The organism is Mixta theicola, assembly GCF_002895925.1.
Taxonomy (GTDB): domain Bacteria; phylum Pseudomonadota; class Gammaproteobacteria; order Enterobacterales; family Enterobacteriaceae; genus Mixta; species Mixta theicola.
This window is the reverse complement of the sequence record NZ_NWUO01000017.1, coordinates 20,956-44,445: the sequence shown is the minus strand read 5'-3', so window position 1 is coordinate 44,445 and position 23,490 is coordinate 20,956. Positions and strand designations below refer to the sequence as shown.

Below are 23,490 nucleotides of genomic sequence, written 5' to 3'. Positions count from 1 at the left end.
GATTCCTCATGCTCCTTTCAGGCAGCTTTCATACTGGCTTGACAGCCGTGAGAGGAATTTCACATAACTGTCTTTTGCTAAGCTGATACCCATTCCCAGCGGATCGAGCGTACCTTTACGCACCTGAGTTCCTCTGGCAACGGCATCGATTACGGCCGGCCTGAATTGCGGCTCAGCAAAAACGCAGGTCGCTTTTTGCTCAACCAACTGTGTTCGAATTTGATGTAAACGCTGCGCGCCCGGTTGGATTTCAGGATTAACGGTAAAATGGCCAAGCGGCGTGAGACCGTAATGCTTTTCAAAATAGCTGTAAGCATCATGAAAAACGAAATATCCTTTTCCTTTAAGCGGTGCCAGCTGATGCGCTATTTGCGTATCGCTTTTCGCTAATTCTGCCTCAAATTGCTGCAGGTTAGCGTCAAGTTTGTCTCTGCGCTGCGGCATAAGTTCCAATAATTTTTCATGGATTGCAACCGCAGATTGGCGCGCTATTTCCGGCGACATCCACAGGTGCATATTATATTGACCATGATGATGATGTTCATGCGCTGCGTCATGTTGTGCATCGTCTTCGTCGTGATGCTCGTCATCGTCTTCCGCGCCGGTTATCAGCAGCGGTTTCACCGTGGGCAAACGGGCAATTTCCAGGTTCTTTTCGGCAGGAAATGCGCTGGCGGTTTTACTGATAAAGGCTTCCATTTCAGGGCCAACCCATACCACCAGATCCGCGTCCTGCAAGCGTTTAACGTCGGAAGGACGCAAAGCGTAATCGTGTTCGGAAGCGCCATCGGGCAGTAAAATTTCTACCGGCGTTACGCCGTCGGCGATGGCGGAGGCGATAAAGCCCAGCGGCTTAATGGAAGCGACTACCGCTGCGCTGGCAGGTGCGCTAAACGCAGCGGCAAAACCAAGGGAAAATAACAGGGGAAACAGGGCTTTTTTATTCTGTAACATAATGCTTCAATCCATCGTGACTGGGTGATGGATTGTGATATTATAACATTCGATAACTTCTGCAAGCATTAATAACTATGACCTCACTGATTACTCTGGAAAATATTTCAGTCAGTTTTGGCCAGCGTCAGGTATTGTCAAATATCTCATTATCGCTGGAGCCAGGACGGATCCTGACGCTCCTCGGCCCCAACGGCGCCGGTAAATCGACATTAGTTCGCGTCGTGCTCGGATTGATTGAACCCGACAGCGGCACGCTGAAGCGTGACAATCCGCTGCGCATCGGCTACGTTCCGCAAAAGCTTCATCTCGACCCTACCCTGCCGCTTACCGTAGAACGTTTTCTGCGGCTGCGTCCGGGCACGCGCAAAGCGGACATTCTCCCCGCGCTCAAGCGCGTGCAGGCCGGGCACCTGCAGTATGCAGCGCTGCAAAAACTGTCAGGCGGCGAAACCCAGCGTGTATTGCTGGCGCGCGCCCTGCTTAACCAGCCGCATCTGCTGGTGCTGGATGAGCCGACGCAGGGCGTTGACGTTAACGGTCAGGTTGCGCTGTACGATCTTATCAACCAGCTGCGCCTTGAGCTGAACTGCGCCGTGCTGATGGTCTCGCACGATTTGCATCTGGTGATGGCAAAAACCGATGAGGTGCTCTGCCTGAATCACCATATTTGCTGTTCCGGCACGCCGGAAGCGGTATCGCGCCATCCGGAATTTATCGCCATGTTTGGCCCACGCGGCGCAGAGCAGCTGGCTATTTACCGGCATCATCATAATCATCGTCACGATTTACAGGGACGGATAGTTTTGCGTAAAGGACTGGAGAAATAATGCTTGAATTATTACTTCCCGGCTGGCTGGGCGGCGTGATGCTGGCGCTGGCGGCCGGTCCGCTGGGTTCATTTGTGGTCTGGCGTCGGATGTCCTATTTTGGCGATACGCTGGCGCACGCGTCGTTACTGGGCGTCGCTTTTGGCCTGCTGCTGAACGTTAATCCCTTCTACGCGGTGATTGCGGTTACGCTGTTGCTGGCGCTGGGTCTGGTCTGGCTGGAGCGTCGTCCCCATCTTGCCATTGATACGCTGCTGGGCATTATGGCGCACAGCGCGCTGTCGCTGGGGCTGGTGGTGGTGAGCCTGATGTCAAATGTCCGCGTTGACCTGATGGCCTACCTGTTTGGCGATCTGCTGGCGGTGACGCCGGAAGATTTATGGATAATTGGCGGCGGCGTGGCGCTGGTGCTGGCAACGCTGGCCTGGCAATGGCGACCGCTGTTGTCTGTGACCATTAGCCCGGAGCTGGCACAGGTGGACGGCGTGAATATCGCCCGTACCCGTATGCTGCTGATGCTGGTTACCGCATTAACAATTGGCGTGGCGATGAAGTTTGTCGGCGCGCTGATTATCACCTCGCTGCTGGTGATCCCTGCCGCCACCGCGCGCCGCTTTGCCCGCTCGCCGGAGCAGATGGCATTCACGGCCGTCGGCACGGGCATTATTGCCGTGACCGGCGGCCTCAGCTTCTCGGCCTTTTACGATACGCCAGCCGGGCCTTCGGTGGTGCTGTGCGCCGCGCTGCTGTTTATTCTCAGCCAGATGAAAAAAGCACCGGCCTGATACGCTTCAACGAGACGAAAACGCCAGCGATGAGCCGGCGTTTTTTTATACTTCGCGGGTAATGCCGAAATGTTTGAAGGCATGCTGCGTGGCAATACGTCCACGCGGCGTGCGCTGAATAAAGCCTTGCTGAATCAGATAAGGCTCCAGCACATCCTCAATGGTTTCACGCTCTTCGCCAATGGCCGCCGCCAGGTTATCCAGCCCAACCGGCCCGCCGGTGAACTTATCGATAATGGCTAATAGCAGCTTGCGGTCCATATAATCGAAGCCTTCATGATCGACATTCAACATATCGAGCGCCTTCGCCGCCACTTCGCCGTCCATTACGCCTGCGGCGCGCACTTCAGCAAAGTCGCGGACGCGGCGCAGCAGACGGTTAGCGATACGCGGCGTGCCACGCGCGCGACGAGCCACTTCCAGCGCGCCTTCCGGGCTAAGGTCCAGTCCCAGACAGGCGGCGCTGCGCCCAACAATATGCTGCAAATCTTTTACCTGATAAAACTCCAGGCGCTGCACAATGCCGAAACGATCGCGCAGCGGCGAAGTTAACGAGCCTGCGCGGGTCGTGGCGCCAATCAGGGTGAACGGCGGCAGGTCAAGCTTGATGGAACGCGCGGCCGGGCCCTCACCGATCATAATATCCAGCTGATAATCTTCCATTGCCGGATAAAGTACCTCTTCCACTACTGGCGACAGGCGATGGATTTCATCAATAAACAGCACGTCGTGCGGTTCAAGATTGGTCAGCATCGCCGCCAGGTCGCCCGCTTTTTCCAGCACCGGGCCGGAAGTGGTACGCAGGTTTACGCCCATTTCATTGGCGACAATGTTAGCCAGCGTGGTTTTTCCCAACCCCGGCGGGCCAAAAATCAGCAAATGATCCAGCGCGTCGCCGCGCATTTTGGCCGCCTTGATAAAAATTTCCATCTGTTCGCGCACCTGCGGCTGACCGACATATTCATCCAGCAGGCGCGGACGGATCGCGCGATCGATAATTTCTTCTTCGATGATATTGCCGGGTGAGACCAGGCGATCGGCTTCAATCATGGTTTACCTCAGAGCGCAGCACGCAGCGCTTCACGGATCAGGGTTTCACAATCAGCATCCGGGCGGCCCACTTTGCTGACCATCCGGCTGGCTTCCTGCGGTTTATACCCCAACGCCACCAGTGCGGCAACCGCTTCGGCCTCGGCATCGTTACTGTCGGCGACCGCATTCTCGCTGGTAAGCGTAAAGGTTGCGTCGCCGCCAAACAGATCGCCGTGCATGCCTTTAAAGCGATCTTTCATTTCCACCACCAGCCGCTCGGCGGTTTTCTTACCGACGCCGGGCAGTTTAACCAGCGTTGCGACTTCTTCACGCTCTACGGCGGTAACAAACTGCTGTGCCGACATGCCGGAAAGGATCGCCAGCGCCAGCTTCGGCCCTACGCCATTGACTTTAATCAGCTCACGAAACAGCGCGCGCTCCTGCTTGCTGGTAAAGCCATACAGCAGCTGAGCATCTTCACGCACGATAAACTGGGTAAAAATGATGGCTTCCTGATTCAGCTCGGGCAGCTCATAGAAGCAGGTCATTGGCATGTGGACGTCATATCCCACTCCGTTCGCTTCAATTAATACCAGCGGCGGTTGTTTTTCCAGAATGATGCCTCGCAGACGACCTATCACAGTAGCTTCCTTTGATTCAGGGAGAGAGAAAGTGCCAGAGTTATAACATAAAAAAGGCTGGATGAATATCCAGCCTGATAATGGGTTACGAACGCAATCTGCCGCGCGTCAGGGTCAGTCGCGTATCGCTTAGCCTGCTGGCATTCTGACTGACGTGGCAGTGGGTAATCGCAATCGCCAGCGCATCGGCGGCGTCGGCCTGCGGATTAGCCGCCAGCTTCAGCAAGGTTCGCACCATATGCTGCACCTGGCTTTTTTCTGCGCTGCCGATGCCGACGACCGTTTGTTTCACCTGCCGCGCCGCATATTCAAATACCGGCAGATCCTGATTGACCGCCGCCACGATAGCCGCGCCGCGCGCCTGGCCCAGCTTGAGCGCCGAATCGGCATTTTTCGCCATAAATACCTGTTCAATGGCGAAAAAGTCAGGTTGAAACTGGGTAATGATTTCCGTGACGCCCGCGTAAATCAGCTTCAAACGGGACGGCAAATCGTCAACGCCGGTACGGATACAGCCGCTGCCAAGATAGGTCAGTTGTCGGCCAACCTGCCGGATCACGCCGTAGCCGGTAATACGTGATCCTGGGTCAATTCCCAAAATGATCGCCATCAGGCTGCTCCGTCAGGTTGGTTAATGACAGCCACCATTACAGGGTCGCCGCCACCTCATCGGACATTTCACCGTTGTGATAAACTTCCTGCACGTCGTCACAGTCTTCCAGCATATCGATCAGACGCATCAGTTTCGGTGCCGTTTCAATATCCATATCCGCTTTGGTGGCAGGGATCATCGTCACTTCCGCGTTTTCGGCTTCCAGACCCGCCGCATCCAGCGCATCCTTCACTTCTCCGAAGGTTTCCCACGGCGTGAAGACATCAATCGCGCCATCGTCATACGTCACTACGTCGTCCGCACCGGCTTCCAGCGCCGCATCCATCACCGCATCTTCATCCAGGCCCGGCGCATAGGAAATCACCCCTTTTTTGGTAAACAGATAGGCAACGGAGCCATCGGTCCCGAGGTTGCCGCCGCATTTGGTAAAGGCGTGACGCACTTCAGACACGGTACGGTTACGGTTATCGCTCAGGCATTCCACCATTACCGCCGTGCCGCCGGGGCCATAGCCTTCATAAATAATGGTTTCCATATTGTTGTTATCGTCGCCGCCTACGCCGCGAGCGATAGCGCGATCCATGGTGTCACGCGTCATGTTGTTGGACAGCGCTTTATCCATTGCCGCACGCAGACGCGGGTTAGAGGCGGGATCGCCGCCGCCCAGCTTCGCCGCCGTAACCAGCTCGCGAATGATTTTGGTAAAAATCTTACCGCGCTTGGCATCCTGTGCCGCTTTGCGGTGTTTGGTGTTGGCCCATTTACTATGACCTGCCATAACTCTGCTCTCTCCAGGTTGACACCGGTCAGACTCCTCAGGCCGGTTTCCCTTCAGGAAAACAACGCACCCTCTGCCTGACGCTGTTGATTTTGTATCAGTCCAGACTGACTGACGGCTTCAGCGCGCTATTGCTGATAAACAGCAATGCGCTGCTGTCGGCAGCGGTTAGCCGACGAATTCTTCTATCGCCTGGCGATTACTCCAGGACTTGGTAAGACGGGCGGCGATGGCTGCATCCAGCCATCGCCAGGCCAGATGCTCGCTTAAAATAATGCTGCGTTCGCCGGGCAGCGCCAGCCGGAACCAGTGCTCGATATTATGCGTAACGTGCGGCGCGTAGCGATGACGAAAGTGCGGGAAGATTTCAAATTCAATTTGCCGCTGGCAATCTTCAAGCGTTAGCCCTTCGGCCGCCACGTCAATGCACAGCTCTTCCCACACTTCGCGCCGCGCCGCCTCGGCGGGCGCTTCCCCCCTCTCCAGGCTGCCGGTCACCGACTGCCAGAAGTCCGGATCGTCGCGCCGCTGTAGCATCAGCACCCGCCCGGTATCCTGCGCGAAAATGACTACCAGTACCGAAACGGGCTGCTTAAAGCTCATCTTACAGGCTCTCTGGCTTGTCCTTTTTCACCACCTGAATGCTTAATTCATCCAGCGCGGCCGGATTTGCGAAGCTTGGCGCTTCGGTCATCAGACAGGCTGCAGCGGTGGTTTTCGGGAAGGCGATAACGTCACGGATGTTATCGGTGCCGGTTAGCAGCATGACCAGACGGTCAAGGCCGAATGCCAGGCCCGCGTGCGGCGGCGTACCGAACTTCAACGCATCCAGCAGGAAGCCAAACTTCTCGCGCTGCTCGGCTTCGGTAATGCCCAGAATGCCAAATACGGTTTGCTGCATCTGACCGTTATGAATACGCACCGAGCCGCCGCCGACTTCGTAGCCGTTAATCACCATATCGTAAGCGTTGGCGATCGCGGTTTCCGGCGCGGCTTTCAGCTGTTCCGGCGTCATATCGCGCGGCGCGGTGAACGGGTGATGCATGGCCGTCAGGCCGCCTTCGCCGTTATCTTCAAACATCGGGAAGTCGATAACCCACAGCGGCTTCCAGGCGCTAACGTCGGTGATGTTCAGATCGCGGCCCAGCTTCAGGCGCAGCGCGCCCAGCGCATCGGAGACCACGCCAGCCTTATCCGCGCCGAAGAACACCATATCGCCATCTTCCGCGCCGGTGCGCGCCAGGATCGCCTCAACGATTTCAGCGTTAAGGAACTTCGCCACCGGACTTTGAATGCCTTCCAGGCCCTGGGCGCGCTGATTAACTTTGATCCAGGCCAGCCCTTTCGCGCCGTAGATTTCAATAAACTTGCCGTACTCATCAATCTGTTTACGGCTCAGCCCCGCCCCGCCCGGTACGCGCAGCGCCGCTACGCGGCCTTTAGCGTCGTTCGCCGGGCCGGAAAAGACCTTGAACTCCACCTCTTTAACCAGATCGGCGACGTCCACCAGCTCCATCGGGTTACGCAGATCCGGCTTGTCGGAACCGTAACGACGCATCGCTTCAGCAAAGGTCATCTGCGGGAACTCGCCCAGATCGATGCCCTTCACTTCCAGCCACATCTGGCGCGCCAGACGCTCCATCACTTCACGCACCTCAGGTGCGGTCATAAAGGAGGTTTCCACATCAATTTGGGTAAATTCAGGCTGACGGTCGGCACGCAAGTCTTCATCACGGAAGCATTTAACGATCTGATAGTAGCGATCGAACCCGGACATCATCAGCAGCTGCTTAAACAGCTGCGGAGACTGCGGCAGCGCGTAGAATTTGCCTTTATGTACCCGGCTCGGCACCAGGTAATCGCGCGCGCCTTCCGGCGTGGCTTTGGTCAGCATCGGCGTTTCAATATCGAGGAAGCCGTTATCGTCCATAAAGCGACGCACCAGGCTGGTGATTTTAGCTCGCGCCTTCAGCCGCTGCGCCATTTCCGGGCGACGCAGGTCAAGATAGCGATATTTCAGGCGCGCTTCTTCCGTATTGACCTGGTTAAAATCCAGCGGCAGCGGTTCGGCGCGGTTGATAATGGTCAGTTCGGTCGCGAAAACTTCCACTTCGCCGGTAGCCATATCGGGGTTTTTATTGCGTTCGTCACGGGCGCGTACCATGCCGGTAACCTGAATGCAGAACTCGTTACGCAGCTCAGACGCCAGATTGAACGCCTCCTGACGATCCGGATCGAAAAAGACCTGGACGATGCCTTCACGGTCGCGCATATCAATAAAGATCAGGCTCCCGAGATCGCGGCGACGGTTAACCCAACCGCAGAGAGTCACTTGCTGACCAACATGAGACAGATTGATCTGTCCGCAATATTCTGTACGCATAACGCTATCCTTTTAACTTCGCCGCTGCAGCATGGGCAGCGCTGTTGTGTCGTCTTGGAGTCAGGTCATCCGGCGGATAACCGTCAGGCAGACGCTGCCGCAAAAAGGCAGGCATTATAATGTAAAAAGCGAGGCACGATAAGGGGGAACGGCGTGCAGAGCAGAAAGCGTGCTCATTTGTTATTCCCCGTTGGCTAATGTTAGCGCCGCGCACATAGAAATTCACAAAATTCATGGATTAACGACATTTTTCTGCTCGCCTGCACGCTGGCGAGTCACGTAGGCTAATCCTTTTGTCTGTTTGCGGAGAGCAATATGAAATTCAACCCAACATCAACCGCGCTGGTTTTAATCGATCTGCAGGAAGGTATTCTGCCTTTTGCCGGTGGACCGCACAGCGCGCAGCAGGTAGTGGAAGGCGCGGCCAGGCTGGCGGAAAAATTCCGTGCCGTTAACGCGCCGGTGGTGCTGGTGCGCGTTGGCTGGGCGCCTGATTTCGCTGATGCGCCGAAGCAGGAAGTCGATGCAGCCATGATGCATGGCGCGCTGCCGGAAAACTGGTGGAATTATCCGCCTGCGCTGGGCGTCCAGTCAGGCGATATTGAAGTGGTTAAGCATCAGTGGGGGGCGTTTTACGGCACCGATCTGGAGCTGCAGCTGCGCCGTCGCGGCATTGACACTATCGTACTGGGCGGCATTTCCACCAATATTGGCGTAGAATCTACCGCACGCAACGCCTGGGAACTAGGCTTCAATCTGGTGATTGCCGAAGATATTTGCAGCGCCGGCAGCCAGGAACAGCACAACAGCAGTCTGGAGTGGATTTTCCCGCGCATCGCAAAAATCCGGCGTAGCGATGAGATTATCGCCGCGCTGTAACCTGAAGTGGACGGGGCTGCCCCGTCCGCTACTGAAGCCGACGGATTAACCGCTTTTTGCGCCCGCGGCGCGGGTTTATTTATCGAGGGCTCTTCGTTACGGGAGCATTATGACATTTCGTCTTGGTTTGCCGCAGTGGCAACATCCGCACTGGAAACGCTATGGGCTGGAAACGCTGGCCGATTATGCCCGCTATTTTAACTGCGTTGAAGGCAATACCACGCTTTATGCGCTGCCGAAAGCGGAAGTGGTGCTGCGCTGGCATGATATGACCAGCGATGATTTTCGCTTCTGCTTTAAATTCCCGGCGACCATCAGCCACCAGGCCGCGCTGCGCGACTGCGACGATCTGCTGGCTACCTTTTTCCGCACGCTGGACCCGCTTAGCGCCCGCATTGGACAATACTGGCTGCAGCTGCCCGCCGCTTTTGGCCCTGATTCCCTGACGGCGCTGTGGGCGTTTCTCGATGGCCTGCCTGCCGCCTTCCGCTATGGCGTTGAAGTGCGTCATCCGGCTTTTTTCGCCAAGGGCGAAGCGGAGCGCGCGCTGAATAGAGGCCTGCACCAGCGCGGCGTTAACCGCGTGATCCTCGACAGCCGCCCGGTTCACGCCTCTGCCGCCGTCACGCCCGCAACGCTGGATGCCAAAGCGAAAAAACCGAAGGTGCCGCCGCACGCTATTATGACCGCCAGCGATCCGATGGTGCGTTTTATCGGTAGTGAATCACCGCAGGAAAATCGCGTGTGGTTCGACGACTGGCTTAATAAGCTGCCCGACTGGCAGGCGAAGGGAACGCCGTGGCTGTTTATTCATACGCCGGATATTGGCGAGGTACTGAATCTGGTGCAAACGCTGTGGCCGCGTCTGCAACAGGCATTGCCGCAGGTTGGCGCGCGCCAGCCTGGCCGCAGCAGACATCGCTGTTCTAGTTTTTATATCCGGGTCGCCATTAGTTTGCCATCGACGCGATAGAGGGTAAAAGTAGCGGTGAAATTTCTGCCGCCCACTTTTTCCTTATCCCGATAAAAGGTTTCTGTAAGAAAACTATAGGCTTTTCCCGTTTGCCAGGCGTAGCCAAAATCGGGTACGCATCGGTCAGGATAAAGTCGAATGGGATCTTTCGTGGTTTGATAATCAAAATATTTACGCCAGGCCTCTTTTTCCTGCCCTGCCTCGACAATCTGAATACCATTAAGGAATTCATTTTCCTCTGCTGCAATCAATACGCAAACATTTTCTCCCACCGTTATAACGTTGGCAGGGTAAATATCCAGAATAGATGATTCACAGGCAGTCAGCCCCACCAGACTAACAGTGAGATAAATTAACCGTATCCAGTTCATTGACAATCCTTGGATGAGTTGGAAAATATGGTTTTTTGGTAAACAGAGATTAACTTATCACGGTGGATCTCTCCCCGTAAGGTGACGAGTGGAGTCGCTCTTCTTCTTTGAGTATCCCATTCTTTATATCCATACGTGCGCAGCACATAATAATCAGCCACAATCTGCGCCTGCTGTTCCAGGGAGTAACTTATTAAAGGTCTGCCATCGAGCTGATAACTATAATCAGCCGCCCAGCTAAATAAACCACGCGTTCTCACCCACATATGCTTTTGATGCTGCCAGACATGCATCATTTCATGTATGAAAAGGTGCCGATCTCTGACATCAGCCTTCTTTAGCAAAATTATCAGAATAGAGTTCTTTCCGAAACCAAATCTCTCCATTAGGCGACATCGCTGTTAACCGTTGCTGTAAGCCAAAAGGCAAATAGCTGTCGCAGTGGATCCACACGCGTGCGTAATCTATCGAGCCGCCAAAAATGCTATGCGCCAGCGCGATCTCTTCCAGCGTTATTAAACGCAGCGTCCCTTCTTTAGCCCTCTTCATCGTTGCCGTTTCCTTTAGCCTGAAATATCCATTCTGGCCTTTATGCGTTTCCTTAATATCCCTGCCATACTTCAGGGTATAAGCAGCAGAACTACAACGCGCCAGCAGCGACACAGCATAAAAGCGCACAAAAAACAATCTGCGCCCGACGCCGTAATCACTGGTTTTTGAGACCGTTTGCATATCTCCCGGTTTCTTGTTCGCCATGCCGGTGCCTGAGCCGGTGCGGCTGTACTCTGGGGAACGCCGTGGCTGTTTATTCATACGCCGGATATTGGCGAGGTACTGAATCTGGTGCAAATGCTGTGGCCGCGTCTGCCGCAGGTCGGCGCGCCGCCAGCCTGGCCGCAGCAAACATCGCTGTTTTAATTATTATAAACGCGGGTCGCTTCGAGTTTACCGCCGGTGCGATAGAGAGCAAAAGTAGCAATGAAATTTCTGCCGTTCATCTTTGCTGCTGGTTTAATAAACGTACCGATCGAAACACCGTAAGCCAGGCCCTCTTTGAAGGGATAATCAAACAGAGGAACACACTGGTTACGAGAAAGCGGTATGGCTTTATCATCGACTGAATAAAATTTTCTGAAGGTGTTTTGCGCGCTATCAGAAGAAGTGATTTCAATGAGGTTTAAATACTCATTGTCTTTCGCCTCAATTAACACACAAACTTTATCATTTATGGTTGTTACCTTTGCCCGATAAAGATCAAGCGTTTTTCCTTCGCAAGCGGTTAACAACGTAACGGCTGTAATGATAAATAGTGATTTTATACCGCGCATAGTTAGCCTTTTTTCACAGCTGTGTAGATGGTTTTTTGATATTGTGAAAGTAGTATTAAGCGATCAATATTGCCCTGATAAGTAACGACAGGATAAGTTTGTTTTCTGAGCAGATCCCATACCTTATAACCAAAGGTATAGAGTATAAAATAATCGGCAACGATTTGGGCTTGCTGTTCAAGTGAATACTGTAATAAAGGCCTACCATCAAGCTGATAGGTATAGTTAGCAGCCCAGCTAAAAAACCCTCTTGCTCTGACCCACATCCTCCGTTGATATTGCCAAACATGCATCATTTCATGAATAAAAAGATGTTTTGTCGATGCAGGCGCCTGAATTGCGGCAAAATTTGGTTGATAGAGTTCTTTCCGAAACCAAATCTCCCCGTTAGGCGACATCGCCGTATCCCTTCTTTGTAAACCAAAAGGCAAATAGCTGTCGCAGTGGATCCACACGCGTGCGTAATCTATCGAGCCACCAAAAATGCTATGCGCCAGCGCAATCTCTTCCAGCGTTAATAAACGCAGCGTCCCTTCTTTAGCCCTCTTCATCGTTGCCGTTTCCTTTAGCCCAACCTCTCCTTTTGCGCCGTTATGCATGTGCTTAATCTACCTGCCCTACTTGCAGGTCTAAGCAGCAGAACTAAAACGCGCCAGCAGCAACACAGTATAAAGGCGAACAAAAAACAATCTGCGCCCGACACCGTAATCACAGGTGTTTGAGACCGTTCTTGATAAGCGCCCCGTCCCTGATTCGCCAGGCCGTTGCCTTAGCCGGTGTGGACCCACGCGACAAAAGATGCAGCGCGCCGCGCTTTCTGCCAAAATAACGCCCTTTCCGTAGTTGACCGGATTTACCCCTATGTCTAATCGAGATACGCTGTTCTCCGCGCCTATTGATAAACTGGGCGACTGGACGTTTGACGAGCGCGTAGCTGAAGTTTTCCCGGATATGATCCAGCGCTCGGTGCCGGGTTATTCCAATATCATCTCTATGATCGGCATGCTGGCCGAACGCTTTGTTAAGCCCAATACCCGGGTTTACGATTTAGGCTGTTCGCTGGGCGCCGCCACGCTTTCCGTACGCCGTTCGCTACAGGCGGATGGCTGTAAAATCATTGCGGTTGATAACTCTCCGGCGATGGTTGAACGCTGCCGTCGTCATATCGATGCCTTTCGCGCCAGCACGCCGGTTGAGGTTATCGAAGCCGATATTCGCGCTATCAATATTGAAAACGCCTCAATGGTGGTGCTGAACTTTACCCTGCAGTTCCTGGAGCCTGAGGATCGCCTGACGCTGCTGGAGCGCATTTATCAAGGCCTGAATCCTGGCGGCGCGCTGGTGCTGTCGGAAAAATTCAGCTTTGAAAATGCAGAAGTGGGCGAGCTGCTGTTTAACATGCATCACGACTTCAAGCGTGCCAACGGCTACAGCGAGCTGGAAATTAGCCAGAAGCGCAGCATGCTGGAAAACGTGATGCTGACCGACTCGGTTGAAACGCATAAGGCGCGCCTGCGCCAGGCCGGCTTTCAGCACAGCGAACTCTGGTTCCAGTGCTTTAACTTTGGTTCGCTGGTGGCTTTAAAAGCGGGTACGGCATGATCGATTTCGGCAATTTTTATCAGCTTATCGCCCAGGGCCCGCTGGCCAGCTGGCTTGAAGTGCTGCCTGCACAGCTTGCCGCCTGGCAGCGTGAAAATTTGCACGGCCATTTCCGCAACTGGACCAAAGCGGTAGATAATCTGCCGCAGCTGACGCCGCAGCATCTCGATTTGCAGCACAGCGTAACCGCCGACAGCGATGAGCTTAGCGATCGCCAGCGTCAGGGCATCGAAAAGCTGCTGCGCGCCCTGATGCCATGGCGCAAAGGCCCTTATTCGCTTTACGGCACCGTTATTGATACCGAATGGCGCTCCGACTGGAAGTGGGATCGCGTGCTGCCGCATATTTCGCCGCTGACCGATCGCACCGTGCTGGATGTCGGCTGCGGCAGTGGTTACCACATGTGGCGGATGATCGGCGCGGGCGCAAATCTGGTAGTGGGTATCGATCCCACTCAGCTGTTCCTCTGTCAGTTTGAGGCGGTACGCAAGCTGCTTGGCAACGATCGGCGGGCGCATCTGCTGCCGGTCGGCATTGAACAACTGCCGGAGCTGAAGGCCTTTGATACCGTCTTTTCGATGGGCGTGCTGTATCATCGCCGCTCCCCGCTCGATCATCTCTATCAGCTAAAAAATCAGCTGGTGAGCGGCGGCGAACTGGTACTGGAAACGCTGGTTATTGAGGGCGATGAGCATGATGTGCTGGTGCCGGGGGAACGCTATGCGCAAATGCGCAACGTCTGGTTTATTCCATCGGCTGCGGCACTGGCCCGCTGGCTGGAGAAATGCGGCTTTGTTGATGTACGCATCGTGGATTTTTCCCGCACCACTACTGAAGAACAGCGCCGTACCGACTGGATGACCACCGAATCGTTGGCCGACTTTCTGGACCCTGGCGACAACAGCAAAACGCTGGAAGGCTACCCTGCGCCTTTGCGCGCCGTGCTGGTGGCGCGTAAGCCTTAATCTCGCGTTGAAGGGCATCCATCTCCAGGGTGCCCTTTCCTTTAACGCTGCGTCGCCCATCCCAACGCCTCAGCGCCTATTCCGCCTCGCCATCCCAATATTCAAAGCGATATGCCGTACCCAGCTGACGCTGTAGGGTTTCCTGCCCGGCGGTCTCTGTTTCATGCGAATAGCTCAGGGTACAGTTGCCCGTTTTATCCCAGCTCTGGCATTCATCCAGCGTGATAACGCTGCCGTTGCTGGTGGCGTTGACCATTCGCATCCCCAGCTCGCGCTGTTGATTATCGTAGGTATAACTTTCCTGACTTTGTGCCGAGCTGCTGCCCAGCAGCAACCCCGTTTTGTTCCAGCGATAACGGTATTCACCGTTAGTGAGCGCATCCGATCCGCGCGAAGTGCTGTTGCTCAGACGCAGCTGTTTATCATAATCATAGGTCGTCTCGGTGAAACCTTTCTTTCCCATCAGCATGAAGCTGTCGCTGGCGCTGATGATATTGCCTTTGGTTCCCACCATATAGCTGATATTGCCCCGCTTGTTATTCACCTCAACCAGAGCATCCTCTTTTTGCACTTTTATGGAAATTTGATATTCAGCCAGCCAGCCGTGGCTGACGCGAGAAATATGCTGCACCATAGCCAGCACGCTATTCTGATCATTTTTGTCATAGCTAATATCCGCGACGATAAGCTGGCCGCAGCGGTCAAACTGACCTAGAACGCGCTTTTGCGAATTGACATTTTTGCCAAACTCGCCCATAACCAGTTGTTTAATCTTACCTTTCGCTGTGCCACCCAGCAGAATAACGCTGTTACTCTGTTTTATCGCGTCAGGAATGCTGCGGCAGGTTTCCGCCGCCATGCTCAGGCTGCAGCAAGTCAGGCTAACAACGCCAGTAAGAAATGCCAGATAACCAGACTTCATCATCAATTCCTGTGGTAAGACGACGGGACGCTGGCATTAACGCACCTTGCGACAGCGGCGGAAGGTTTAAGGCCAGGCTGGCGTTACCGAGTCCATGACGCGGTCGCTTTCTCGCCCGTGTCACAGTAATAAAATAGTCTACCAGAGGAAAAAATAGTAACTCATCAATTGAAAACACCTGATAGCGCTGACCGGATAAAAACAAAGCGGTTTAGCTCGTCTGTTAAATAAACTACAGCTAAAACCGGATCTTAATGCGGCAGGGGAAATTAGCAGAATATTTGTGACTTACTGAAAGGCAGTGCTATGGGTTTTTATTAAAATGGGCCTTCCACCCAGAATGGAAGGCCCGCCGAATCATGCTGGTGTTACTGTATCAGCATAGTCAAAGGTTACCCAGGCGGACTTAGCATCTCCCCCCGTTGCGTAATAATAACGCAGTTTCTTATCGGCGCTGTAGCCCAGCACGATTTTACCCATCGTTTTACCAGTGGTATTAACCGTCGCCGTCGCTGTTTTAAGCTGCGTCTGGGAATAGACGAATCCACAGGTGATACCGTCATTCTCATTGAACAGCCATTCAATTTCCGGCACATCCCCTTCCGATGCGACAGACGATCCACCAGAGCTGTTGGTTTTACCATAACGCAGGCTTAGCGGTTTAGAAGAATCAAGGTTATAACAGTTACTCATAACAAACTTCTCGCTAATATCACGCATGCTTACGGCAACCAGCCCTGCCGAATAACCGGTACTGGTAATATGAATTTTGGCCAAATTAAACAGGCTCATTGCATAATCATTGCTACCCACATCAATAATGCTGTGGTTAATAGACATCGTCCCTCCTGTTCCGCCCTGCACAAGGACGCCGCTGGCGGTACCATTACCCCGGTACCGGCAACCGGTTATCAGCATAGTATTATAATCGCTGGTAGAAGTTTGCAGGAAGCGGGCAAAGCCAGTGGCATAACAGTTATTCAGATGCAAATCTTCCGCTGGCACCAGATTAAAGGCGTTGTTTTTTTCGCTGCCTTTATTAAGCATCGATAGCTGTAACGTCAGGCGATGCTCTCCTTTTACCGTTGTTGAACGGTCGAGAATAAAGCCATCACCTACCGATCCCTCATCCATTACCACCGTTGAGCGGATGCTCACATTATATGACCAATTCTGTACGCAAACAGCGCCACGTTTTGGTCCCCAGGTCGCGCCCTGCAGATCGGTCGCGCTACGGGTATATTTAATGGTGTTTTCTACCAGAACGTTGGTACACATAATATAAGCTTCGCCCCACCAGGTTGCGCCGCCGATAGAAACGTTACCAATTGATGAGCCGTTGGTAATCCCTTCCATGACAAAGTGACGACGGAACGGACCGTAGGCAAAGTTATTCGCCATAATCGTGTGCTGGGCATCAAACTGCGCACGCCCGGTATTAGAGGTCACCGGCGCTTCGGCATGGAACGCAATACGACCATCGGTACCCGCCTTACAGGAAGCGTAGTTATTCGCGATTACCGTACCGGAGCCCCAGATGCTGACCGCATCGCCGCGATCTTCCAGGCCCACGCCAAGACAGTCAAGGAAGTTATTGTTGATAATGCGTGAACCGTGGGCCCGCTGGACGGAACCGGCAATCACCGCGTTCACCTGATTAATCATGGTACAGCCTTCGACTACGCAAAAATCCGCCTGAATATCTATCGTACCCTGACGGCCGCCATCTGTGGCGTTACTTTGCAGCAGGAGCGGGTTAGTTGATTTCAGGTTGCGTACCTCGCAACGGGTAAAACTTAAAACAATCATCGAACGGCCGCTCATAGTGGTGCCTATCGGCCGGACTTCACCCGTCTCCGTTCCTTCGATAATCTGCCCTTCAAAGGCAGTTTTAACCTGTGCAGAAAGATTGATAACGGTATCGATAATGACATGTTTTTCTTTTTTAAGCAGCGCCTGAAAGGCGGCGGTATTATCAGTTTTATAATCAGTTGCACTGGTTGCAGCAATATTTTGGGACGATGTAGTTAAAGCCATGATGAACCTCCGGAATGAAAAATAAGGGTTTTGTCCTTGTTAAATATGTTCAGTACATAAATTCAGGTTACGGAAATCCCTTTCCGCTTTTATTACGGAATTATTTTTTGCCGTTTTTATTATTTAGCCCTGGTGCATATTAATTAACTTTGCGGCGTATTATTATCCTCTGCCTCAGTTGGCGTATTTGTTCCAGTTGGCGTATTTGTTCCAGCTGGCGCTTTCTGCCTGGTAATACGTGAAAGCATTCCCAGCAGCATAACGACGAATGAAGCAACCTGTAGCCATTGAGACGGAATCATTGCTTTCCAGTCAGCCGGCATTTCCAGCCAAATGGTTGGCAGCACGCCCAGTACCACCAGCGCTTTCGTAGAATGCCAGCGCCACCAGTCGGGCCAATCCTTAACCAGTCGAATTTTCATCGTCATATAATTACTCCTCTGTAACTGTCATAACTGCCACTACGCATTACCTCAGCATGGCGCTTTGCCCGGTTAGGCGATTGCCGAGCCCACTTACTCATCAGCATACTGCTGGCCGCCGCGGTAAAATTTTCCTGAGAAATCAGGGCCAGCATATTCTTGAATCCTGCCAGACCTCCCACTCCCAACTGCCATGCCATACTGTATAAAATATCGCTACGCGGTTCGTTGCAGTGTCGCAGCGCATCGACAATGCCTGGCACGGCGTTCATCTGTAACCTGTTATTGCTTAACAAAGTTTCCAGCCACACGCTCCCCACTACCTCCGGCATCGTGAAGGTATAATTATCGATTGGGCAGCCACGCGGCCCAATTTTGATGCCATAAGCCACGGTTGGGTAACCTTCTGTATCGATATAAGGCTTTGCCCGATAACCTTCTTCAAATTTAAGTATTTTTGTTATTTCGCTCATAACCCACTCCTTTTCCAACTTACCCGTGACCTTGTTAAAAATTGGCTCTGCCACATTGGTGGTTTTCATTCTGTTATGTATAATGCTTGAACCCATAACAAAACGTATCGAAACAGGCCATAGCAAAGCGTGTTTGACGAACAATACGGCGCGCTATAAATTTTCGTTTATGAAAACAGATTCTCTTGCTACGCGGCTCAATATAGCGATGAACATGGCCGGAATGACTCAGGGTGCTTTAGCCAAAGCATCCGGCGTTTCCCAGCCTACTATCTGGCGTCTGACCAAAGGTCAGGCCGCTGGATCGCGCAAGCTGGTCGACATCGCGGCCGCACTCAACGTCAATGTCGAATGGCTGGCCAAAGGTCAGGGAGAGATGCAGGGACCTTCAGGCAGAGAAGGTTTTTCACATACTCCCGTGGCCAGTGACGTCCCTGTCTGGACGCTGGCAGGTAAAACCAGCGAGACCGTTACCACGCCTAATGGCGTCCGCGCCAAAAAAACCTGGCGAGCCTATTTGATAGATCGAAACAGCGGTTGTGCTGAAGCCACCGCGGGCAGTATCGTGATTATTGATACTGATATTCCGCCTGAATCAGGCGACCTGGTGATCGCTCGTGTCAATGAGCGCATCAGCGTCTATCGCTATCTCGAAAGTCCATCTAACGGCTTTTTAACCGTGGATGATCCACGCTTACCAGCAGTAGAACTCTCCTCCTCCGCCGAACTCATCGGCGTCGCTATGTTTTTAATCCGTGATTTGCGCCGGTAAGCCGCCACATCATCATCCGGTAAGGTGAACTCGCAATACTGCCCACCGGCGACACGATATAAGACATAAATCATGGCGAACCTCTTCAGCTACGCAGCCCGTCAGTTATCTAACTTCCCATCGGCGCCTGAGCGCCGCTCCGGGTTCAACTATGCTTCAACACGCCTATGAAGCATGAATGCGGCTTATTAGTTCGCTGACGAGGCGGTTAACACATTCACCACACTTCATAACCTTTGTTATTAAAAATACTATTAGCTATTAAAAAACTGTCAAGTTTGCTACCTGAAAAAAATGGACTCAATCGTGAGAGGTTTCGATAGCAAAACGTAGCATTGACAGGTGCTTTAGCAGGGTCTGCGGTGCGCTAACTTCGTGCCAGCTAATCATTTTTCCATGTTTAATGATTAAACAAGCTTAACGGTAACGAGGGATAAAAATGCACCTGAAAATTTTTATGTAAAGGTGAAAAAAAATTTCCTTTTCCACCTTACACAACTTAGCCATCCATAAAAAATCAAACAAATTCAAAAGATTACCAATAAATAAACAAGCAACAACGTTTTAGCCTGGCTTTAGAAAAAAATCTTCATTGCAGAAGAAAACAGCATAAATTTTAAAATATTTTTATTTTTCAAGTAGTTAAAGAAATGAGAATTTATTCGGCAACGTAACGTTATCGTCAGGCGGGACTGTCTTGTGTGGTTAGCATTGGTAATCAATGTGGGAAGTGTGATCGCGCTCATTTAGTTAAATTTGCTGCAGTTTTAAGTTATTAACAAAGGGCCAAAACGTATTAAATCTAATAGCAAATATTTTATTCTTTAAAATACGTCTTAAAGCGGGTCTGAAAAAAGACGCACGCGGTTCGTTCTGCCGGTGTAAACCGTTCGGGAAGGATTCAGGAAAGTTGAGATTGGCAGCGCTTCCCGGTTAACGTTACCCATCACATTGAAGGTGCGAAAACGCCGTTCGCAGGTCAGCGCATTATGCATAAAATCTATCGTCCAGCTCTGATTCAGTGCTGCCGGAGAAGCGAGCGGCGCAGCATTACGTACTGGCAGACGCTGTTTTCCTTGACGGCGAACATCTGCTTCAGACCGCGGTTTTCATCTGCCAGATCTTTAATCTTCTTAATATCACTGGCTTCCATCCCGCCATATTTAGCCTTCCAGTTACAGTCACTGGCTACGGAATGTCCGGCTTCGCGGCAGATCTCTTTCACCATTCTGTCAGCCTCGACGGACTTCAGGTCGGTAATAATCTGCTGATCGGTAACACGGGCTTTGCGCATAGCAATCTTCTTTGCGCCATTGTGAGTCAGCCGGAAGATCACGAAAAGTGAATAGCGCCATTATGCGGAATGGTTACACCGCCAGAGCATCCTGCCAAAATCATCATATGCTCAGACAGAAAGTTGAATGCATTACCTGAAACATCTCCGATAAGTCGGAGCTATAAACAAAATGCTGGTCGTTTACGCAATCGTATTCATTGCTTTAATCACTACAAAAACCGCCACTTTATAACCAGAACTTAACAAATGAGCCACAAATCACAAATTTAAGCAAAACCAGATGATCTGTTTTGACTCCTTCGTACCCACCCTCTAACATTCATCCTGCAGATTTTAGATTAGAGACTATCTGTCAATCATTAAGATGGTCTCTCATTGTCTTTTCTCTATGTAGCGGCCTTCTTTCGAATATTGCAAAGAGGACCGCTATGTCTGTTTACCAAAATTCAGCAAAAAAGAAGATTCGCGGCATTGACGATATTATTCAATTTATCGATTCACAGCCGAATATCGCAGGTAAGGCCGGTATTATTTGGTGGCTGGCCCTCGGTGGTTTATTTTTAGACGCCTTCTCTAATTCAGCTTTAAGCGCTGGTTTAAATCCGATGACGCGGGATCTCCAACTGAGCGCGACGGAAATAGCCTTACTAACTTCATTCTCTTCCTGGGTGGCAATTGTCTTTAATCCCGTCGGTGGTTGGATTGCCGACCGCTGGGGGCGCGTTACCCCGCTTATCCTGGCGAAGATGAGTGCCGTCGTCGGCGCCTTGCTTGTCACTTTTTCTCCTGATTTCAGTATCATAATCACCGGGCGGTTCTTCGTCGGCATTGCTTACGGTATGGATTTCGCCGTGGCGATGGCGATGCTGGCCGAGTTTACACCAGCTCGCTTAAAGAGCCGCCTGAATACCTGGCAAGGCGTCTGGTACGTGGCCGTTTGCCTGAACCTGGTACTTGCCCTGCTCTTTTATTCATGGCATGTCGGCGACACTATCTGGCGTTATTCTATTGCCGTAACGGCGCTGTGCGGCATTATTATTTTACTATTGCAAATGCGTTACCTGGTAGAAAGTCCGGTGTGGTTAGCGCGTAAATCCCGGCTGGCGGAAGCCATTAACGCATTGCAGAAAATATATGGCGACCGTTTTTCTCTTGCCCCAACCGCTGAACAAATACCGGTTACTGGCGAAGCCAGAAAAGGAATTAAAAACGTTCTGCTTATTTTCCGTGGGGTTTATTTACCGCGCACAATCCTGGCCTCAGTAGTACAAATCTGCCAGTCCATTCAATATTTCGGCGTGGGATGGTATCTCCCGGTTATCAGCGCCAGCCTGTTTGGTAAAAACTTCGTTTATGCCACCCTTGGTTCGCTTTTCTTTAACATTTTCGGCGTAATCGGCGGCTTTTTATCCCCGCTTATTGGTCGCCGTTTAGGACTGCGCCGCTCCTCCGCCATCGGTTTTGCTATCGCCTTTCTGGTGCTGCTAACGCTGGGGATGTACAGCGATACCATGCCGCTTTGGGCCTCATTGACGGTACCTGCGCTGTTTATTCTGTTTCACTCCGGCGGCCCTGGCGCCAATGGGAAAAGCCTGTCATCGCTCTCGTTTCGCAGCGAATTGCGCGCAGGCGCCAACGGCATCGTCGGTGCCCTGGGAGCCATCGGCGCCGCGCTCGGTCTCTTTATCTTCCCTCTCTTTCGCGAACAGTACGGTCTGCAGACCACGTTTCTGATCATGTCAGTGGTCCCTCTGGTCGCCAGTATTGTCTGCTTTGTTATCACCTGGGACCCCACCCGTACCACTATTCAGCCGGATAACGAGCCTGGAGCCCCGCAATTCGGAAATAACACGGACTCTTCCCTAACGCCAGGCGTGCAGGAAACCGCAAGAGGTACAAAATGAATTATCCGCAGAATGCCATTCTGTCTATTGACGAAGGAACTTCCGGCACCCGTGCGGCGGTCGTCACCGCGGACGGCCAGGTGCAATGCCTGGAGTATCACCCCTTGCGTGTGGTAAGCCCACGCCACGGCGTGGTGGAACAAGACGCCAATGAAATTCTGGAAGTAACCCTGAAGGTTTGTCGGCAGACCATCGCCAGGGCGCAAGAGCTGAATATGCGAATTCAGGCGCTGGCGATCGCCACTCAGCGATCCACGGCGATTCTCTGGGATGGTGAAACCGGTAAAGCGCTGGTTCCCGCGATGGTCTGGCAAGATTCGCGCTATGCGTCGCATTTAGGTGAACTGGCTGCCGAATGGGATAGCAAACTGCTTGCCCGAACCGGGCGCCCGGTAGGGATTCGCTCCCCCTATTTGTGGGCCGCCCGCCACCTCGCTGAAACCCCGGCAGTCAGCGCCGCTCACCGCGCGGGAAGATTGCTGTTCGGTACCGTTGACAGCTGGCTGCTTTGGCACCTGAGCGATGAACAGCGCTGTTTATCCACGCCGACCAATGCCACCTCGGCCGGTGCCTATCTGTTAGCGGAACACGGCTACTATGAGCCGTGGCTGGAGGCTCTCGGCTTCCCGCCTCAGCTGTTACCGGCACTCGTCGATGATGCTGGCTCCCTGGGCACAACGCGCCAATCCCGGCTGGGGATAGCCGTTCCCATCCTCGCCTGTATGGGCGATCAGTTTGCCGGCGCCGTTGGGCTGGGATGCATTGCTCGCGGGCAATCGCTCTGTATGCACGGTACCGGCAGCTTTGTCGATTTACTGGTTGGGGAGCAGGTTCCAACGCTGCAGCAGGCCTGTGAGAGTACGCTGGTGATGACCGCTCGCCGCCAGCACGGCGTGGCGCACTATTCCGCCGAAACGTTTGTACCAACGACCGGCTCAGCCCTCAATTGGATCTGTGAGAAGCTCGGCTGGTTTGACAATGCAGAGCAGATTAGCGCGCTGGCTGCCAGGGCCAGCACATCCGGTGGGGTCAGCTTTATTCCGGCCCTGACCGGCCTGCGCGTCCCCCACCTCCAGCCAGAAGCTCGCGCCTCGCTCACCGGCATCTCGATCTCCAGCAGCCGCGAGCAGATTGCCCGCGCTATCGTTGAAGGGATCGCCCACTCGGTTGCCGGCTGTATTCACGCCAATGAACAAGCCACCGGCCTTAGCGTCGACGAATTAGTGGTTGGCGGCGGCATGTCCAATAGCGATGCCCTGATGCAAATTCAGGCCGATCTCAGCGGTATCCCGGTTCTGCGCATGGCGGAAACCGCCCGCGCCAGCCTGCGGGGAGCGGCATTTCTTGCTGGTTGCGACGGGCTGTTATGGGATTCGCTGGCTGATGCCTGCCAGACCTTACAAATCGCCCGGCGTTTTACTCCCGCTATCAATGGTGCGCAACGTCAGGAGCAGCGCGCGCGCTGGCAGCAGCGGATCGCGCAAGAGCTGGCCGCAGTCGCTTCCCCATTACCTAACCAGGAGTAAAGG

The 23,490-nt window shown here is 52.9% G+C and carries 23 protein-coding genes and 3 pseudogenes; 10 read left to right on the top strand and 16 right to left on the bottom strand.

All coding sequences use genetic code 11. The annotated features are described in order from the left end of the window. Nucleotides 1–6 precede the first annotated feature (6 nt). Nucleotides 7–954 (bottom strand): zinc ABC transporter substrate-binding protein ZnuA, encoded by a 948-nt coding sequence (gene znuA / locus COO59_RS18030; protein ID WP_103061110.1) that lies wholly within the window; start codon nucleotides 952–954, stop codon nucleotides 7–9. Between the two features lie 77 nt (nucleotides 955–1,031). On the opposite strand from znuA, the gene znuC reads away from it, so the two are divergent. Further along, nucleotides 1,032–1,784 carry a zinc ABC transporter ATP-binding protein ZnuC gene (znuC, locus tag COO59_RS18025; RefSeq protein ID WP_103061109.1) on the top strand — a complete coding sequence of 251 codons (753 nt, stop codon included), beginning with the start codon at nucleotides 1,032–1,034 and terminating at the stop codon, nucleotides 1,782–1,784. Further along, a complete protein-coding gene (gene znuB, locus COO59_RS18020; protein ID WP_103061108.1) occupies nucleotides 1,784–2,569 on the top strand; it encodes a zinc ABC transporter permease subunit ZnuB in 786 nt (261 codons plus the stop codon). Before znuC ends, znuB begins: the two co-directional genes overlap by 1 nt. Nucleotides 2,570–2,614: 45 nt before the next feature. On the opposite strand, the gene ruvB is transcribed toward znuB, so the two are convergent. The 6 genes from ruvB to aspS all read right to left on the bottom strand — a co-directional run bounded on the left by ruvB (nucleotide 2,615) and on the right by aspS (nucleotide 8,016). Then, entirely contained in the window at nucleotides 2,615–3,619 is a 1,005-nt protein-coding gene (gene ruvB / locus COO59_RS18015) for a Holliday junction branch migration DNA helicase RuvB (protein ID WP_103061107.1), read from the bottom strand. Between the two features lie 8 nt (nucleotides 3,620–3,627). After that, on the bottom strand, nucleotides 3,628–4,242 hold the full coding sequence (gene ruvA / locus COO59_RS18010) for a Holliday junction branch migration protein RuvA (RefSeq protein ID WP_103061106.1): 615 nt from the start codon (nucleotides 4,240–4,242) through the stop codon (nucleotides 3,628–3,630). 85 nt (nucleotides 4,243–4,327) lie between these two features. Further along, nucleotides 4,328–4,852, bottom strand: coding sequence for a crossover junction endodeoxyribonuclease RuvC (ruvC, locus tag COO59_RS18005; protein WP_103061105.1), 525 nt, complete (start codon nucleotides 4,850–4,852; stop codon nucleotides 4,328–4,330). Nucleotides 4,853–4,889: 37 nt separating this feature from the next. Then, nucleotides 4,890–5,633: a YebC/PmpR family DNA-binding transcriptional regulator gene (locus COO59_RS18000; RefSeq protein ID WP_103061104.1), complete on the bottom strand. Its 744-nt coding sequence runs from the start codon at nucleotides 5,631–5,633 to the stop codon at nucleotides 4,890–4,892. Nucleotides 5,634–5,801: 168 nt separating this feature from the next. Then, nucleotides 5,802–6,236, bottom strand: coding sequence for a dihydroneopterin triphosphate diphosphatase (nudB, locus tag COO59_RS17995; RefSeq protein WP_103061103.1), 435 nt, complete (start codon nucleotides 6,234–6,236; stop codon nucleotides 5,802–5,804). Between the two features lies 1 nt (nucleotide 6,237). Beyond that, nucleotides 6,238–8,016 carry an aspartate--tRNA ligase gene (aspS, locus tag COO59_RS17990; RefSeq protein WP_103061102.1) on the bottom strand — a complete coding sequence of 593 codons (1,779 nt, stop codon included), beginning with the start codon at nucleotides 8,014–8,016 and terminating at the stop codon, nucleotides 6,238–6,240. A 315-nt stretch (nucleotides 8,017–8,331) separates the two neighbouring features. On the opposite strand from aspS, the gene COO59_RS17985 reads away from it, so the two are divergent. After that, a complete protein-coding gene (locus COO59_RS17985) occupies nucleotides 8,332–8,895 on the top strand; it encodes a hydrolase (RefSeq protein ID WP_103061101.1) in 564 nt (187 codons plus the stop codon). 109 nt (nucleotides 8,896–9,004) lie between these two features. Beyond that, nucleotides 9,005–9,825 (top strand): annotated as a pseudogene (locus COO59_RS17980) (DUF72 domain-containing protein). A gap of 3 nt (nucleotides 9,826–9,828) precedes the next feature. On the opposite strand, the gene COO59_RS17975 reads toward COO59_RS17980, so the two are convergent. Beyond that, entirely contained in the window at nucleotides 9,829–10,239 is a 411-nt protein-coding gene (locus COO59_RS17975) for a putative T6SS immunity periplasmic lipoprotein (protein WP_103061100.1), read from the bottom strand. A 327-nt stretch (nucleotides 10,240–10,566) separates the two neighbouring features. Then, nucleotides 10,567–10,995, bottom strand: a complete 429-nt coding sequence (locus COO59_RS21340) for a hypothetical protein (protein WP_240614159.1) — start codon at nucleotides 10,993–10,995, stop codon at nucleotides 10,567–10,569. A gap of 27 nt (nucleotides 10,996–11,022) precedes the next feature. Here COO59_RS21340 and COO59_RS21750 point away from each other — a divergent pair. Further along, nucleotides 11,023–11,157, top strand: a pseudogene (locus COO59_RS21750) (DUF72 domain-containing protein); the annotation flags it as partial. Here the strand turns inward: COO59_RS21750 and COO59_RS17965 are convergent. Together COO59_RS17965 and COO59_RS17960 are read right to left on the bottom strand one after the other, a co-directional pair. Then, nucleotides 11,154–11,567 carry a putative T6SS immunity periplasmic lipoprotein gene (locus COO59_RS17965; protein WP_103061099.1) on the bottom strand — a complete coding sequence of 138 codons (414 nt, stop codon included), beginning with the start codon at nucleotides 11,565–11,567 and terminating at the stop codon, nucleotides 11,154–11,156. The pseudogene COO59_RS21750 and the gene COO59_RS17965 overlap by 4 nt on opposite strands. A gap of 2 nt (nucleotides 11,568–11,569) precedes the next feature. Continuing rightward, on the bottom strand, nucleotides 11,570–12,166 hold the full coding sequence (locus COO59_RS17960; protein WP_240614158.1) for a type IV secretion protein Rhs: 597 nt from the start codon (nucleotides 12,164–12,166) through the stop codon (nucleotides 11,570–11,572). 262 nt (nucleotides 12,167–12,428) lie between these two features. Here COO59_RS17960 and cmoA point away from each other — a divergent pair, with 262 nt between their 5' ends. Together cmoA and cmoB are read left to right on the top strand one after the other, a co-directional pair. Next, nucleotides 12,429–13,169, top strand: coding sequence for a carboxy-S-adenosyl-L-methionine synthase CmoA (cmoA, locus tag COO59_RS17955; protein WP_103061098.1), 741 nt, complete (start codon nucleotides 12,429–12,431; stop codon nucleotides 13,167–13,169). Continuing rightward, nucleotides 13,166–14,134, top strand: coding sequence for a tRNA 5-methoxyuridine(34)/uridine 5-oxyacetic acid(34) synthase CmoB (gene cmoB, locus COO59_RS17950; RefSeq protein ID WP_103061097.1), 969 nt, complete (start codon nucleotides 13,166–13,168; stop codon nucleotides 14,132–14,134). The genes cmoA and cmoB overlap by 4 nt, the downstream gene beginning before the upstream one ends. Before the next feature lie 76 nt (nucleotides 14,135–14,210). On the opposite strand, the gene COO59_RS17945 is transcribed toward cmoB, so the two are convergent. From COO59_RS17945 to COO59_RS17930, 4 genes are all read right to left on the bottom strand, one after another. Next, nucleotides 14,211–15,056, bottom strand: coding sequence for a hypothetical protein (locus tag COO59_RS17945; protein WP_103061096.1), 846 nt, complete (start codon nucleotides 15,054–15,056; stop codon nucleotides 14,211–14,213). Nucleotides 15,057–15,413: 357 nt separating this feature from the next. After that, complete coding sequence (locus COO59_RS17940) at nucleotides 15,414–17,093, bottom strand: right-handed parallel beta-helix repeat-containing protein (protein WP_103061095.1); 1,680 nt, start codon at nucleotides 17,091–17,093, stop codon at nucleotides 15,414–15,416. A gap of 143 nt (nucleotides 17,094–17,236) precedes the next feature. Beyond that, nucleotides 17,237–17,521 (bottom strand): DUF7940 domain-containing protein, encoded by a 285-nt coding sequence (locus tag COO59_RS17935; protein WP_205960889.1) that lies wholly within the window; start codon nucleotides 17,519–17,521, stop codon nucleotides 17,237–17,239. Further along, entirely contained in the window at nucleotides 17,518–17,988 is a 471-nt protein-coding gene (locus COO59_RS17930) for a glycoside hydrolase family protein (protein ID WP_103061094.1), read from the bottom strand. Before COO59_RS17930 ends, COO59_RS17935 begins: the two co-directional genes overlap by 4 nt. A 133-nt stretch (nucleotides 17,989–18,121) precedes the next feature. On the opposite strand from COO59_RS17930, the gene COO59_RS17925 reads away from it, so the two are divergent. Further along, complete coding sequence (locus COO59_RS17925; RefSeq protein ID WP_240614157.1) at nucleotides 18,122–18,760, top strand: LexA family transcriptional regulator; 639 nt, start codon at nucleotides 18,122–18,124, stop codon at nucleotides 18,758–18,760. 899 nt (nucleotides 18,761–19,659) lie between these two features. Here the strand turns inward: COO59_RS17925 and COO59_RS17920 are convergent. Then, nucleotides 19,660–20,054, bottom strand: a pseudogene (locus tag COO59_RS17920) (transposase); the annotation flags it as partial. Between the two features lie 293 nt (nucleotides 20,055–20,347). Here COO59_RS17920 and COO59_RS17915 point away from each other — a divergent pair. Both COO59_RS17915 and COO59_RS17910 read left to right on the top strand, forming a co-directional pair. Beyond that, entirely contained in the window at nucleotides 20,348–21,961 is a 1,614-nt protein-coding gene (locus COO59_RS17915; RefSeq protein WP_240614156.1) for an MFS transporter, read from the top strand. Then, nucleotides 21,958–23,487, top strand: coding sequence for an FGGY family carbohydrate kinase (locus tag COO59_RS17910; RefSeq protein WP_103061092.1), 1,530 nt, complete (start codon nucleotides 21,958–21,960; stop codon nucleotides 23,485–23,487). The genes COO59_RS17915 and COO59_RS17910 overlap by 4 nt, the downstream gene beginning before the upstream one ends. Nucleotides 23,488–23,490: the final 3 nt, after the last annotated feature.